Here is a 16314-nt window from a genome sequence, read left to right on the forward strand (position 1 = left end):
AATGTTGGAGATAAAAGTGTACCCACAGTATCATAGAAGAGACTTTTTGAATGATAAAAGTTATAACGTTAGAAATATTCAGTTAGAACAGATTAAGTTTAGAATACATATGGAAAGAGTACTGTTTAAGTTTAACATATGTCAATTCTATTTATTGTAAAATTTGAAGTTAGTAAGTATTCTATCGTAAGTGCTGTAGAATGATAAATACATATTAAAAAAATATACCTTTTTTATTAACCTTTTAATTGTTGAATTTATGGATAAACACCTGATTGTAGCACTTATGTGCTGTTTGTTTGTGGTCGGCTGCAAAGACGATTTCAAGGATCCTAGTATATGGAATTTCAAGCCTTGTGATCCGTCAAAACCGGTGGAGTTTACAGACTTTACTCCTAAAGAGGGAGGGGTACGTACTCGAATGTATATTACGGGTTCAAATTTTGGTACGGATGAGAGTAAGATTCATGTGACGATAGGAGGGCATAAAGCACCGGTAATTGCATCTGATGGTTCAAAAATACATTGTATGCTTCCGGCGCGTGCTTATGATGGTGATATTAAAGTTGCTATTGATGACAAAGATGGCAATGTTGTCACAGAATATACATTTGAGGAGCGTTTTAGTTATCAGTCTCAGGTGGTAGTAGGGACATTATTGAGAAACTACAATTCCCAAACCGGAGCTGCCCCATTTCAAGACGGTGCCTTTGCCGATGGAGCCGGAGTCCCGGCCAGTGACTGGATGGTGTTTGACCCAAAACCGGATAATGGAGACAAGGTAATCTTCACCAGCAACTTCAGTGGTGGAAGCGAAGGTATCCGTATGATTAATCTGACTAAACAGGAGGTAAAAACGATTTATGCAGGTTCACGATCTCCCAAAATGCAAACCTTTACTTTCTCAGCAGATGGAGATACGTTATTAATTACCGATGATAACGGCAGAGGTACTAAAGGTGATATTACAATGCCTAACATTCATTATTTATTGCGCTCGGAAGGCTTTCAGAAATTACGTACGTACTCTTACAGTTCGTGTACCTATGGCTTGGTATATATGCCGGACGGAACCATTTTCTTTGCCACTTATCCGAACGCTTCTATAATGAAACTAGTACGTAATAGCGGGGTACCTATCATAGACGGAAGTGCTACTGTTTGTTTCGATTTTCTTAGGAGTGCGGGTCGCCAAGTGAAGATGAGGCGCATCCGAGTGGAAAATTCGTTTATATATTCAGCCGTTACGAGGGTGGCATTTATAAAAGTGAATATGATCCTGTGGCTAAAATGCTTAACAGCCCTACACTTGTGGCGGGATCTACATTGGCCGGATCGGCAGCGGAAGTGAAAGAAGGGGCCGGATCACTGGCTCGTTTCGGACTTCCTGGTGCGGTGATTTTGTAAAGAATCCCAAATATGTACAAGAAGGCAGAGAAGATGTTTATGATTTTTATCTGGCCGACCAGCGCGGGCAGTGCATCTGGAAAATCACTCCGGAAGGGATCGCCAGCATCGTTGCGGGTCGTAGTAATTTCACAGCGGACAATGCTTATAATGGATATATTGATGGCGATCCATTACACGAGGCACGTTTTAACAATCCACAATCGATAGCCTATGACGAGGAGGAGGAGACCTTCTATATCGGTGACAATGGAAATCATTGTGTCCGTTATCTAAGAACCGAATAATACTATAAAACACATGTAATATGAAGAAACTATTTTTATTGTTTTTGTTGGTGACAGGATATGTTAGCGTATCCTATGCACAGGAGCAACAACAAGTGGAAGTGACGGGTATTGTTACCGATATAAATAAGGAGCCGCTTATCGGTGTAAACATTACCGTGAAGAACATACCTGGATTCGGTGTGATGACTGACGCCAATGGCAAATATAAGATAAAAGTGCCCGATTATTCTACATTGATTTTCTCTTATATAGGTTTTACGTCACAAGAAGTGTTTGTAAAAAGTAAGAAAGTGATTGACATTGTCATGAAAGAGGATGAAAATAATGTATTGGATGAAGTTACCGTTACAGGTACCGGTGTACAGAAGAAGATTACCGTCACTGGCGCAGTGACCACAGTGGACGTGGAGCAACTAAGGACTCCTACTTCCAGTATTACAAATGCCCTAGCAGGTAATGTACCAGGTATTTTGGCACGTCAGACTTCTGGACAGCCGGGCGATAACATCTCCGAATTTTGGATACGCGGTATCTCCACGTTTGGAGCAGGCTCCAGTGCGCTGGTATTGGTCGATGGATTCGAACGCAGTCTGAACGAAATCAACGTAGAGGATATTCAGGACTTTTCTGTCTTAAAAGATGCTTCCGCGACAGCTATTTATGGCTCTCGTGGTGCAAACGGTGTTGTATTGATTACTACCAAACGAGGAAAAGAAGGTAAAACGAAAATAGACGCGAAAGTAGAGACTTCTTACAGTACGCGTACCATGACTCCGGAATTTGTGGACGGTGTGACTTACGTTAATATGGTGAATGAAGCGTTTTCTACACGTAGTCAGCCAATTCCTTATACGGACGAGGAAGTCGAGCTCTTCAGGAACGGGTTAGATCCGGAACTCTATCCGAATGTGAATTGGATGGACATGATTCTTAAGAAAGGTGCTCCAATTTATCGTGCCACGATTAATTTAAGCGGCGGAGGCACTACCGCGCGCTACTTCGTTTCTGCGAGCTATGTGGATGAAGGAGGCATGTACAAGACCGACAAGGGATTGAAGGAATATGACACTAACGCCAACTATCGCCGATGGAATTATCGTATGAACATCGACCTGAATCTGACAAAAACCACTTTGCTGAAGGTGGGCATATCCGGTTCATTGGATAAACAGAACCAACCGGGAGGGTCTGCTAGCCAGATATGGATTTCTGCATTGTCATACAATCCCATTGCCACTCCGGTAAGATACAAGGACGGGAAATGGGCTGCGCAGGGAACTAATAACCAAATAAATCCATGGATGTTGGTTACACAAATGGGATATCAGGAAAAATGGAACAACAAGATACAAAGTACCGCCAATCTAGAACAAGACCTGAAATTTATCACCAAAGGATTGAAATTCTACGGACGGTTTGGATACGATACTAATACCTATAACACAAACTCACATATTAAATATCCCGATATGTGGAAGGCCCAAAACAAGCGGAATGCCTTAGGGGAACTGGAATATGACAAGGTAGTGAACGAACAGTTGATGGTGGTTAATCCCCATTCGACAGGTGAACGCAAAGAGTATCTGGAGGCTGAGTTGCATTATGATCGTACCTTTGGTGACCACATGGTGGGCAGTGTTATCAAATATTCTCAAGATAAAACTGTGAATACATCGGAAAACTTTGAGAAAAACGCAATTCAAGCCATCGAACGCCGTCATCAGGGATTAGCCGGGCGCTTCACGTACGGTTGGAAATATCGCTATTTCTTTGATTTTAATTTCGGTTACAATGGTTCGGAGAATTTTGCTACCGGTCATCAATTTGGTTTCTTTCCAGCTTATTCTGCGGCATGGAACATCGCAGAAGAACCTATTATCAAGAAAAACTTCAAATGGATGAATATGTTCAAACTCCGCTATTCATACGGAAAAGTGGGCAATGACTTTTTATCATCACGTTTCCCCTATTTGTCATCATATAAGACCAGTGATAAATACGGTTATTATTACGGAGATATAGGTACTTCAAGCTCTCCATCCGCCTTCTACCAAGGATTAACCTTCAATAATTTCGCATCAAGAGGTATTTCATGGGAAATCGCGAAAAAACACGATGTCGGAATTGATTTCTCTCTATTCAACGACAAGTTCAGCGGTACCGTAGATTACTTCCATGAACAGCGTGACGGAATCTATCAACGGCGAGTTTTCTTAGCGTATAGTATCGGTTTACTGGAGGATGCTCCGTATGCCAATGTAGGATCCGTTTTATCGAGGGGGGTTGATGGGAATATCTCTTACAACCAGAAGTTGGGTGAAGTCAATCTTACCTTCCGCGGTAACATGACTTATAGTAAAAATGAAATCAAAGCGTATGACGAAGCTTACAGCCATTATGACTATACCCTCCACAGCGGATTCCGTGTAGACCAGTTGAGGGGGCTGATTTCGAAAGGACTATTTACAGACTATGACGACATTCGTAATAGTCCCAAGCAGACATTCGGAGACGTAGCTCCAGGCGATATCAAGTATAAAGATATCAACGGTGACGGAGTTATTGATAACAATGACATTGTACCTATCGGTGCTACCACCAAACCAAATTTGATTTACGGATTCGGGGTTTCAGCCTTGTGGAAAGGGTTCGACTTCAACCTACACTTCCAAGGAGCGGGGAAATCTTCCTTCATAACATATGGGACAGTTGCTCGCCCTCTCAGTAGTAGATATTGGGGAAATATCCTGACTGACGTTGTAGGAAATTATTGGTCGCTAGGTACGAATGAGGATCCGAACGCGAAATATCCACGTCTTACCTTCGGACCCAATGGTAACAACTACCAAAATTCCACTTATTGGATGCGTGACGCTTCTTATCTTCGTCTGAAGAATTTGGAATTAGGCTATACGTTTCCTGCCAGATGGACAAGAAACTTGTATATCAACAAGATGCGTATTTATTTCATGGGAACCAACTTATTGACATTCTCCGGTTTCAAGCTGTGGGATCCTGAAATGGGTAGCGCAACAGGAGAAAAATATCCGTTATCCAGAACCTATACAATAGGTTTGACTGTTAATATATAAAATAGAATACTATGAAGAAAAAAATACACTTATTGCTGGGAATGGCAGTTGTCACTTGCGGACTATCTTTCACTTCCTGCTCCGACTTTCTGAATGTGGAAAAATATTTCGAAGATACACAATCGGAAGATAAAATATTCGCTGATGATATGTATACACTACAGTGGCTTTCTTACTGCTATAGCCGTCTATTGGGCGATAACATAGAAGTGGGGCATTCCCGTTTTTGTCCCCAGAACTTTGCAGATGACCAAGTCTTTAGTGAGTCTTATGGTCGTTACAAGGCCTATAAATTAGGAGAAATCGGATACGGTTATTCATATAGCGGTTATTATCAGAATACTTGGAAATGGTCGTATGCTGCTATATATCAAGCCACTGTTTTGATCAATAAAGTAGACGCCAATCAAGACTTTACTCAGGAAGAGATTCTGGATGTGAAGGGACAGGCTCGTTTCCTTCGAGCTTACTTTTACTGGATGTTATTGAGAAGGTATGGACCGATACCTTTATTGCCGACTGAAGGGATCGATTATACCAAATCTTACGATGAGCTGAGTTATCCACGTAACACGTACGATGAATGTGTGGAATTTATTACCTCAGAAATGCTACAAGCAGCTAAAGAGTTACCGGAGAAACGAGATAATCTGAATCTTGCCCGTCCTACCCGGGGAGCTGCTCTAGCGGTACGTGCCAAGGTCTATCTTTATTGGGCTAGTCCGTTGGCGAACGGAAATACAGAGATGTCGGATTTCACAGATAAGAGTGGGCGTATTTTGATTCCGCAGGAATATGACGAGTCCAAATGGGCAAAGGCAGCAGCAGCGGCTAGAGACGTGATAGAAGGTGGATGGTATAAGATTTTTACAGTTAAAAAACGGGAAACGGCAGCCCAAGGAGACTATTCTTATCCGAAGACTATCATACCTCCATATAATGAGAAGTTTTCCGACAAACCTTTCCCTGATGGATGGGCGGATATCGATCCGTTCGACTCTTATCGTTCATTATTCAACGGAGAAGTTTTTTTGTTCAATAATCCGGAAATTATCTTCAGTCGTGTCGTAAACGATAATGCTGCTAATCTTGATGATCTGAGTGATTATAGCGATGTAGTACAACTGGTAAAACATCAAATGCCGTCATCCATCGGTGGATGGAATATGCATGGTATGACAATGAAACAGTGTGACGCATATGACATGGCGGATGGAAAACCTTATGACCGTACAACTGGTATGACAGGCTTTGCTAGTGCTGATAACAAAGCGGACCGCCCTTATGACAATTTAGAAGATGGCGTTTGGCTGGGATATGCTAATCGTGAACCCCGTTTCTACGCATCTGTAGGATATAATGGTGCAAGGTGGAACTGTACAAGCGCCACAGGAACCGGTGCTGTAAATGTTATAAACAAGCAGGTGTGGTATTATCGTGGTGAAACGGACGGACGTTCCAATAGCGTTGATCGTTGGCTGGTTACCGGTATCGGTATAAAGAAGTATGTCAATCCTTCCGACTGCGCCAATAACAGTGGAAGTATTACGCAAAAGCCGGAACCCGCTCTTCGTTATGCAGATATATTGCTTTCATATGCAGAAGCGTTGAACAATTTGACAACGACCTATGAGATTCCTTCATGGGACGGAAACACCACATACATCGTTGGCCGCGATATCGAAGAAATGCGTCGAGGTGTAAAGCCCGTCCGCATGCGTGCCGGAGTACCTGACTATGATAATGACGTATATAACGATAGGAACGCGTTCTTTGAGAAAATCGTGCATGAACGTCAGATAGAGTTCTTTGCCGAAAGTCAGCGTTACTATGATGTACGCCGCTGGAAGATTGCACCGGAACATGAAGGAGGACAGATTTACGGTTGCAACGTAATGATGGATAAGAAACATGCTGAAGCGTTTTATACGCCGGTTAGAGTAACTGGAGTCCAAACCGCTTTTTCCCGAAAACAATACTTTTGGCCCATGAATTATGATGAGTTACAACGGAATAGGAACATGACCCAAGCTCCGGATGGCAAGATTACGATTAAGAGATGTAATATAAATAATGAAGTGATATGAAAAAAGTATATATTTTAGGAATGGTATTGTGCATGTGCACCTTATTGGTCTCATGCAACGATGAATGGAAAGACGAGCTTTTTACAAGGATGGTTTCTTTCAAGGCACCGAACGGCAGTAACAGCGTGAGTGATATTTACATACGCTATCAGCCTGATGGTAGCGGCTCGTTCCAACTACCAGTAATTGTCAGTGGTTCTCAAACTAATGACCAGGATATAGCCGTGAAAATTAGTGTGGATAATGATACTCTTGCAATTTTGAATACAGAGAAATATTTGGACCGCAGGGACCTGTGGTACAAACAATTGCCAGAACGGTTTTATTCATTCCCTACAGAAAACATTTGTGTTATTCCTGCTGGACGAGACGTCCAGACCTATGACATCGATTTTCATTTGAAAGGACTGGACCTGAATGAGAAATGGGTACTGCCATTGACCATAGAAGAGGACCCGTCATACGCGCTAAATGTCCGCAAGGGATATTATAAGGCACTATTGAATCTACATCTTTTTAATGATTACTCGGGTACTTACTCCGCAACGGGTATGAATGTTTATTTGGGAGAAAGCAGTAACGACCCTGCTACGACGGGGACCCGTGATGTCCGAGTAGTGGATGATAAATCAGTTTTCTTCTATGCTGGTACATGGTGGGAAGAGGATGAGCAGCGCGACAAATATAAAGTGGTTGTTGAATTTGGTGAAGGGACAAAGGATGTTGACGGGATAGTTACTGGTCCACTAACTGTTAAAGCGGGTGATGCTGTTAATGAGGCACAAATTAGTTCGTATGGTAACTGTACCTACAGAAGAAGCGTAGAACCGCATCCGACTCAACCGCATATAGAATTACATACTACGGTGATGTATTTGAGTTATTATTATACAGATGTTACTTCAGATCCGAATAATCCACTTACTTATCGTGTCACGGGCAATATGTCTATGCAACGTTCGGTTAATACATTGATTCCGGATCAAGATCAGGCTATTCAGTGGTAAGTCTTTATTAAATATTACAAGATATAAATATATGAAGTAAACCCTAAATGTTTTCCCAAAACTATTAGGGTTTATTTCTTAATACAACTTTTCAGACAGGAAGTACGCATTATAAATCGCTATAGGTTCTGCACAGCAAACAAATATTCCAGCATTTTTATTGTAATCACGTTCTCCACCTTACGGGAACCCGGATCAGTCACAAAATCTGGTGGATAACTTTCATGCAAATAATCTTGTTCTAGTTCATTTCCTAATTAGTACAAAGCAATTTATAATCGATTATTTTCTCAAAGTATTCTTATTACTATGAGAAAAATTTCTCACCCTTATGAGAAAAAATACTCATCGCATTGAGAAAAAATTCTCGTTACTATGAGTATTTATTCTCATTGCGGTGAGAATAATCCTTTGCCCTAATAGACTGTTTTTGCTACCAATTATTTAAATATGAATGTGGTTAGCATCATATTACCATAAAGTATCCACCAAGTTTTGCGACTGATTCGATACTTTAACATGCAAATAGGATTCATAAAACATGCTTTTATAAAAAGAACGGGATAAATACAACTGATGCGTTGATTTATCCCGCTTTCTAGAAGAGATTCAAAAAAAGGACTTTTTCATTTCTCCCGATTTACTTCGGCCCCGCTCCTTCGCAATATTGTGGAACAAGATGAAGTTTTACCATTGTATAGCCTGATCCTCATCTGGAATCAACGTGTTGAATGAGCGTTGTGTACCCATACTTCCGGTAGCCCTGTACCTGATCGGGTTTTCCGGGTCGGAAGAGACATCCGTATAATAATAATTCAGATATATCGTCGTAGTGCGCTTCTCGATATGCGGCAGTGTCGCATGCTGTTCTACACTTCTACGATAATAGCAGTTACCATACGGTTGGATATCGGTCGGGTTCGCCGGATCCACCGCGAACACTTCAAGCGGTCCAGTCTCTACTCCGTTCTCGTCTTTCGTACCCTCCAGGAATCTGACGCCTACTTTATATTTATTGCGGTCTATATCTTCCTCCCACCACGTGCCGGCATAGAAGAATACCGTCTTGTCATCCAACACGCGCAATTCGCGGGTGGCCACCGTGGCGGGGTCACTTGTGTTGTCGCCTATATAGACACTTACGGAATTCGAAGCGTAGCTTCCTGAATACTCGTTGAACAAACGAAGATTCAGCAACGCCTTATAATATCCCTTGCGGACATTCAGCGCGTACGACGGGTCCTCTTCTATGGTCAATGGTAGTACCCACTTCTCATTTAGGTCCAACCCTCTCAGGTCGAAGTCGATGTCGTATGTCATAGTGTTCTTTCCGGCGGGAATATTGCAGACTCCCCCCATAGGGAACGAGTAAAATTGCTCCGGAAGCTGTCTGTACCACAAGTCTCTGCGAGCCGAGTACTTTTGCTGGTTGAAATCTTCAAGCGTATCATTATCCACGCTGATCTTCACGTTAATGTTGCGGGCATTGTCCTTTGAGCCGCTCACAATGACCGGCAGATGGAACGAGCCGGAACCGTCAGCATGGTAACGTACATAAATGTCGTGCACTCCCTGAGCATTCAACGGTGCTTTCAATGACACCATCTCCCTGTACAATTCATCTTTCCATTCGTCGTTGCATGAACTGAATAAAGCGCATGCCCCCAACATTACTCCTAATATATATTTTTTCTTCATATTTCGTTATTCTTTATGTATTAAGATTCGCGTTAATCGTAATCCTGCCATCCGGGTGCCTGAGTCATGTTCTTATTACGCTGCAACTCATCGTAGATCATAGGCCAGAAGTATTGCTTGCGCGAGAAGGCGGTTTGCACTCCCGCCACTCTAACCGGCGTATAGAAAGCATCCCTGTTGCTTTCGTCCATCATCACATTGCATCCGTAAATCTGCTCACCTTCGTGTTGGGGAGCTATTTTCCAACGGCGCAAGTCGTAGTAACGCTGGCTTTCGGCGAAGAACTCGATCTGGCGTTCATGTACCAGACGTTCGAAGAACAGTTCGCGGTCGTTATAAACCTCGTCAGTGAAATCGGGCACACCGGCGCGCATGCGGACAGGCTTCATGCCACGACGCATCTCGTTGATGTCGTGTTTTATGGTATAAGTTTGGCTTCCGTCCCACGATTCGATAGTATAACTGTTGCCTTTCTCGATGTTGTTCAACGCTTCAGCGTATGACACCAATATGTCTGCGTAGCGGAGAGCCGGTTCCAGTTTTTCCTGAATATTTCCGCCATGATTCATGCAATCGTTCGGATGAATGTATTTCTTGATACCGATACCGGTAGCCAGCCAACGCTCACTATTGTTGGCGCGCCCGTCCAGCTTGCCACGATAGTACCATACCTGCTTGTTAATTACGTCAGTGGCCGACTGGTCCGAAGCGCTGGTACAGTTCCATCTCGCTCCGTTATATCCTACTGACGCGTAAAAGCGTGGCTCGCGGTTGGCATATCCCATCCAAACTCCGTCTTCCAAATTATCGTAAGGACGTAAATTCTTATTTGCAGCACTTGCATAACCCTCCAGATGGTCGTTGCGGTCAAAAGGTGTTCCGTCCGCCATATCATAAGCGTCGCATTGTTTCATGGTCATACTGTGCATGTTATATCCGCCCGCTGAATTCGGTATCTGGTGCTTGACCATATCGGCTACATCGCAATAATCTCCCAGATAGGAGTAGTCGCCTTCCGCCCTGTTGGTGACGCGACTGAAAATAATCTCCGGGTTATGGTAAAAATTGACCTCACCGTTAAATGTCGAGCGGTATGACTCGAACGGGTCGATGTCTTTCCATCCGTCGGGGAAATTTGCTTCTGAATAAACAGGATGATAAGGAGGAGCGATGGTTTTGGGGTTCGCATAGTCGCCGGCAACTTCACTTTCACGGAATTTTCTCGTAAACAGCTCATACCATCCTCCTTCTATCACGTCTCTAGCAGCGGCAGCGGCTTTCGCCCACTTTTCCTCGTCATATTCCTGTGAAATAAGCACACGTCCGGTTCGGTCCTGAAAATCCGACATTTCTTGGTTTCCGTTAAAAAGCGGGCTGGCTCCGTAAAGGTACACCTTGGCACGTACCGCCAAAGCGGCTCCGCGTGTGGGACGCGCCATATTCAGGTTGTCGCGTTCTTCCGGCAGTTCCTTGGCGGCCTGCTTCATTTCTTCCGCAATGAATTCCACACATTCGTCATATGTGTTGCGCGGATAGCTCAGCTCATCGTAGCTCTTTCCATAATCCACACCTTCCACCGGCATGAGGGGCACCGGACCATATCTTCTCATCAGCAGCCAATAGAAGTACGCGCGCAAAAAGCGGGCCTGTCCCTTCACGTCGGAAATTTCGTCCGGTGTCATATCCGTATTCCCGTCCACCTTATTTATCAAAACGGTAGCCTGGTAGATGGCGGCGTAAGACCATTTCCAAGAATTCTGATAGTAACCGCTATATGAATAACCATACCCGATCTCTCCCAATTTGTAAGCCTTGTAACGGGCATAAGTCTCGCTGAACACCTGGTCATCCGCAAAGTTCTGCGGGCAGAAACGGCTGTGGCCAACCTCGATATTGTCTCCCATCAACCGGCAGTAGCAATAAGACAGCCATTGCATGGTATAAGTTCTGTTATTAAATATCTTATCTTCAGACTGCATGTCGTTGAAGTGCTTTTCTACACTCAAGTAATCGGAGCAGGAAGTGAAGAAGAGTCCGAAAGCCATGACGGACGCCATCAAATATATATATCTTTTCTTCATAATCGTTATTTTATAAATTAACAGTCAGTCCCACCGTGTAGGTTCTGCTCAAAGGGTACTTCTCGCCTGTTCCGCTTCCCATTTCCGGATCCCAAAGGTCGAACTTGGAGAATGTCAGCAGGTTGGTTCCCATAAAATAAATGCGGACCTTATTCAAATAGACACGGTTCACCCAATGTGTAGGCAGCGTATAACCCACTTCCAAATTTTTCAGCCGGAGGTAGGAACCGTCGCGCATCCAATACGTGGAAGTACGGAAGTTGTTAGAGTTGCCGTTAAAGCTCAGGCGCGGATACTTGGCGTGCGGATCCTCGTTGGTGCCAAGCGACCAGTAGTTGCCGTCCACGTCTGTCAGAATATTACCCCAATATCCTTGGCTCAGAGGATAAGCCACTGATCCATAAAGTGAGAAAGAAGACTTACCTGCTCCTTGGAAATGCAAATTGAAATCGAATCCTTTCCATGCAGCTGACAGACCAAAACCATAAATCAGGTTCGGTTTGGTGGTAGCACCAATAGGTACCTCATCATTACCATCAATCACTCCATCGCCATTTACATCCTTATATTTAATATCACCGGGGGCAACTTCACCGAACGTCTGTTGGGGACTGTTGCGGATCTCGTCATAATCGGAGAACAGCCCTTCCGCGATCAAACCTCTCAGCTGGTCCACACGGTAACCTCTCCTATACTTATAGTCATAGTGGTTGTATTGCTCGTCGTATTCCTTGATTTCGTTCTTGCTATAAGTCATGTTACCACGGAAAGTCAGGTTCACTTCACCCACCTTCTGGTTAATGGCGATGTTACCATCAAACCCCTTTGACAATACGGAGCCTACGTTGTCGAACGGGGAATACTCCAGCAGACCGGTACTGTAAGGCAGGAAGGTACGCTGCATATAGATTCCGTCGCGTCTCTCGTGGAAATAATCGACCGTACCGGTGACCTTGTCGTTAAACAAAGAGAAGTCTAAACCCACGTCGTGTTTCTTGGCTATTTCCCACGAAATGTCGTTTGATGCGAAATTGCTGTAAGTCAGTCCCGGATAGAACGCACCACTAAACGTACTGGTTCTCACGTCACCGAAATAATAACCGTATTTGTCTTCCGTTTTATACGTTGATAAGTAAGGGAAGCGCTTTGTCAGGAAGTCGTTTCCTACCTTACCGTACGAATAGCGTACTTTGAACATGTTCATCCACTTTAGGTTTTTCTTGATGAAGGACTCTTCGGCGATATTCCAAGCCACGGAATAAGCGGGGAAAAAACCGAACTGGTGTCCGGTAGCGAAGTTCTCCGAACCGTTATAGCCAAAGTTGAAATCGAAGAAGTAACGGTATTTCCATCCGTAGGTAAACCGACCGGCCAAACCTTGATGACGGTTTTCAATGCCCATGATGGCATCTTTTGTAGGATTTTCGGAAGTGTTCACCGTCTTGTCCTGCGTATACTTCAATACTCCACCCACCATATGGTCGCCGAACGTGCGGTTGTAATGCAGTTCCGCTTCCAGGTATTCCTTGCGGTTACCGGTTGAAGTCGGTGAGAGCGTCATCAATTGCTCGTCCACCACTTTCTTCAATTCTAATTGTCCCAAACCGTTGCGTTGGTTTTGAGCCCTCCACATATCCGGCCATTTACGATGCGCGTTGCTGTTATAGGTATTGGTGTCATAACCAAAACGTCCGATGAATTTCAAACCTTCGGTGATGAACTTAAAGTCCTGTTCCAGATTGACGGTCGTCTGTATCTTGTTGTTCCAGTTCTCGGCATAACCCATTTGGGTAACTAAGAACCAAGGATTTATTTGATTATTTGTTCCTTGCGCCGCCCATCTTCCGTTCTTGTATTGCACCGGAGTGGCGATGGGATTGTAGCTAAGGGCAGATATCCAAACCTGGCTGGCTGTTCCGCCCGGCTGGTTCTGCTTGTCCAACGATCCTGACACGCCCACCTTCAGCAAAGTGGTCTTGGTCAAATCCAAATCTACGTTCATACGGTAGTTCCAGCGGCGATAATTGGCGTTAGTGTCATATTCCTTCAATCCCTTGTCGGTCTTGTACATACCGCCTTCGTCCACGTAACTAGCGGAAACGAAGTAGCGCGCTGTAGTACCACCACCACTTAAATCAACCGTGGCGCGGTAGATGGGGGCGCCTTTTTTAAGAATCATGTCCATCCAGTCTACATTTGGAAAAAGTTCCGGATCGAGTCCGCTGCGGAAAAGTTCCACGTCTGAATCTGTGTAAGGAGCCGGTTTACTGCGTGTGGTAAACGCCTCGTTCACCATCTGCACGTATCTTACTCCATCCACGAACTCCGGTGTCTTGGTACGGGTGCTGTAAGAGGTCTCCACTTTCGCATTAACTCTTGTCTTACCTTCTTTTCCTCGTTTGGTGGTAATCAGCACAACACCGTTCGCACCACGCGAACCGTAAATGGCAGTGGCGGAAGCGTCCTTCAATACAGAAAAGTCCTGGATGTCTTCCACGTTCACTTCGTTCAGACTACGTTCGAATCCGTCCACCAGCACCAACGCGCTTGAACCGGCTCCGAAAGTGGAAATACCGCGAATCCAGAACTCGGAGATGTTCTCACCTGGCTGACCGGAAACCTGACGAGCCAAAATACCCGGTACGTTACCTGCCAATGCATTGGTGATGCTGGCACTCGGAGTGCGTAATTGGGAAACGTCTACCGTAGTCACGGCTCCCGTAACGGTAATCTTTTTCTGGGCTCCCGTACCAGTGATGGTTACTTCGTCAAGCGAAGTGGTTTTATCTTCTTGCATCACCACATTGATGACCTTGTTTCCCTTTACTAGCTTTTCCAGCTTTTCAAAGCCTATGTAAGAAAAGATTAGTGTGGAATACTCGGGTACCTTTATCTTATAACGTCCGTCCATATCGGTCATCACACCGAAGCCCGGCATATTTTTCACTGTAACGTTCGCACCGATAAGCGGCTCGTTATTGCCGTCGGTAACAATACCCGTCACCTCTATCTGTTGCTCTTGCGCATAGGATGCGGTGGTATAACCTACCACCAGTAAGAACAGAAAAAATAATTTCTTCATATCATATGTGTTTTATAGTATTATTCGGTTCTCAAATAACGAATGGCGTGGTTTCCATTGTCCACCAAATAGTAAGTTTCCTCTTCCGGATCATAGGTAATGCCGCGCGGTGCGTTAAAACGGGCCTCATGCAACGGATCACCGTCGATATATCCTACGTAACTATTATCGACCGTATAATTGCTGCGTCCGGCAATGATAGAGCATACCTGGTCAGGAGTAATCTTCCACATACAATGTGCTACCTGATCCATAAAGACAAAATCGTACATATCGCCATCGGGACGATTGGCGTATCTGGGATTGTATGCGAAACAACCCGCCCATGGTCTTGCGAAACGCGCCTGAGCGCCTACACCTTCCTGAACATTGTTTGCATTACCACTAGAGCCATAATCTCCGGCATAAAGTTGAATTCCGCCCAGTCGGTGTTGCACCGGATCGAAATCACATTTGTAAATAGCTCCCGTCTGAATACTGAAAATAAGCACGTATTTACCTTCCGGATGCGCTTTGATCTTAATCTGGCGTCCCTTATCCGCAGAAACCTGATTCATGGAGCACATCACTTCACACTTTCTGTCAATAAAGGGAGGAGCCGCATTGTTACCGCGATCCATCTTTAAAACAGATCCGTTGGGGTATACTGTATAGAATATGGTTCCATCAGGCATGTAAGCCACAGCGTACGCACACGGTCCATAGCAGTAGGAGCGCAATTTAGTGAAACCTTCCGAGCGAAGAGCGTACCAGATATTGGTCATGGTCACATCACCCATAGTACCCTTTCCGTTGTCATCGGCAAATAGCAAGGTATCACCGTCAGCAGAGAATTCAAATGACTGCATTTTAGCTGAACGTGATCCCGAATAAAGAGTACTTATTGTCCGCTTAGTCAAATTAATAGCTCGAAGACCTGCGTCGCCTCCATCGTAATTGCTGGTGAAGATAATCTTGTCGCCTTCATCCGGTTTCGGATCGAATATCATCCAGTCGGAATAAGGAAGTCCCGCTCCATCGTCGATAGATCCGTCCTGAAACGGGTGGGCACCCGTTTCAGGATCATGTTTTCTCAACAAAGTACCCACTACGGTCCTGGATTGGTAATTGAAAGGTTCTTCAAACGTATAGTCCGTTACCACATTGTCGTCCTTATCCTTGACAATGATGTTAATAATACCGCTATAAGCGCGCGGGGGAAGCATGCAATACATGCTCGAACCGTTAGTAGAAATAATAGGCGCTTTTTGCCCACCAATAGTTACGGTAATCTTATTCTCATCCTTACCGAAATTCGAGCCGGTAATAAACAGTCGGGTACGAACACCACCCTCTTTAGGGGTAAAGTTCGTGAATTCCACCGGTCGTGACGGATCGCATGGTGTAGTGTCCCACACCGTAGGATCTGTCGTATCGCTACAACCGGTTACCATCATGCCACACAATGCCAGTGCGTAAATCAAGTGTCTATTCATAAAACATATTTAAAAGGTTAATAAAAAATTATATTTAAAATACATATTTGCATCTCTACAATGCCATACCGAAACTCTTCTTCTAACTCAACATT

General features: G+C 44.3%; 8 protein-coding genes and 2 pseudogenes. 5 read left to right on the forward strand and 5 right to left on the reverse strand.

Annotated elements, in window-relative coordinates; genetic code table 11:
* Nucleotides 1-259: 259 nt before the first annotated feature.
* The 5 genes and pseudogenes from JCM17102_RS28545 (at nucleotide 260) to JCM17102_RS19395 (ending at nucleotide 7883) form a co-directional block, all read left to right on the forward strand.
* Nucleotides 260-1351 carry an IPT/TIG domain-containing protein gene (locus JCM17102_RS28545; protein ID WP_051573024.1) on the forward strand — a complete coding sequence of 364 codons (1092 nt, stop codon included), beginning with the start codon at nucleotides 260-262 and terminating at the stop codon, nucleotides 1349-1351.
* 262 nt (nucleotides 1352-1613) lie between these two features.
* Entirely contained in the window at nucleotides 1614-1694 is an 81-nt protein-coding gene (locus JCM17102_RS32015) for a hypothetical protein (protein WP_275564443.1), read from the forward strand.
* A 20-nt stretch (nucleotides 1695-1714) separates the two neighbouring features.
* Entirely contained in the window at nucleotides 1715-4789 is a 3075-nt protein-coding gene (locus JCM17102_RS19385) for a SusC/RagA family TonB-linked outer membrane protein (RefSeq protein ID WP_025076367.1), read from the forward strand.
* 11 nt (nucleotides 4790-4800) lie between these two features.
* Nucleotides 4801-6845, forward strand: a pseudogene (locus JCM17102_RS28550) (RagB/SusD family nutrient uptake outer membrane protein).
* Nucleotides 6846-6872: 27 nt separating this feature from the next.
* Nucleotides 6873-7883, forward strand: a complete 1011-nt coding sequence (locus tag JCM17102_RS19395; RefSeq protein WP_025076369.1) for a DUF4973 domain-containing protein — start codon at nucleotides 6873-6875, stop codon at nucleotides 7881-7883.
* 687 nt (nucleotides 7884-8570) lie between these two features.
* On the opposite strand, the gene JCM17102_RS19405 is transcribed toward JCM17102_RS19395, so the two are convergent.
* From JCM17102_RS19405 to JCM17102_RS19420, 5 genes and pseudogenes are all read right to left on the reverse strand, one after another.
* Entirely contained in the window at nucleotides 8571-9581 is a 1011-nt protein-coding gene (locus tag JCM17102_RS19405; protein ID WP_025076370.1) for a DUF4973 domain-containing protein, read from the reverse strand.
* Between the two features lie 32 nt (nucleotides 9582-9613).
* Nucleotides 9614-10975, reverse strand: coding sequence for a RagB/SusD family nutrient uptake outer membrane protein (locus JCM17102_RS19410; protein ID WP_306302490.1), 1362 nt, complete (start codon nucleotides 10973-10975; stop codon nucleotides 9614-9616).
* Between the two features lie 3 nt (nucleotides 10976-10978).
* Nucleotides 10979-11662: pseudogene (locus tag JCM17102_RS32280) on the reverse strand (RagB/SusD family nutrient uptake outer membrane protein); the annotation flags it as partial.
* A 10-nt stretch (nucleotides 11663-11672) separates the two neighbouring features.
* Complete coding sequence (locus JCM17102_RS19415; protein WP_025076372.1) at nucleotides 11673-14744, reverse strand: SusC/RagA family TonB-linked outer membrane protein; 3072 nt, start codon at nucleotides 14742-14744, stop codon at nucleotides 11673-11675.
* 20 nt (nucleotides 14745-14764) lie between these two features.
* Nucleotides 14765-16219 carry an IPT/TIG domain-containing protein gene (locus tag JCM17102_RS19420; RefSeq protein WP_025076373.1) on the reverse strand — a complete coding sequence of 485 codons (1455 nt, stop codon included), beginning with the start codon at nucleotides 16217-16219 and terminating at the stop codon, nucleotides 14765-14767.
* Nucleotides 16220-16314 lie beyond the last annotated feature (95 nt).

This window comes from Bacteroides faecichinchillae JCM 17102 (genome assembly GCF_000614145.1).
GTDB classification, from domain to species: Bacteria; Bacteroidota; Bacteroidia; order Bacteroidales; family Bacteroidaceae; genus Bacteroides; species Bacteroides faecichinchillae.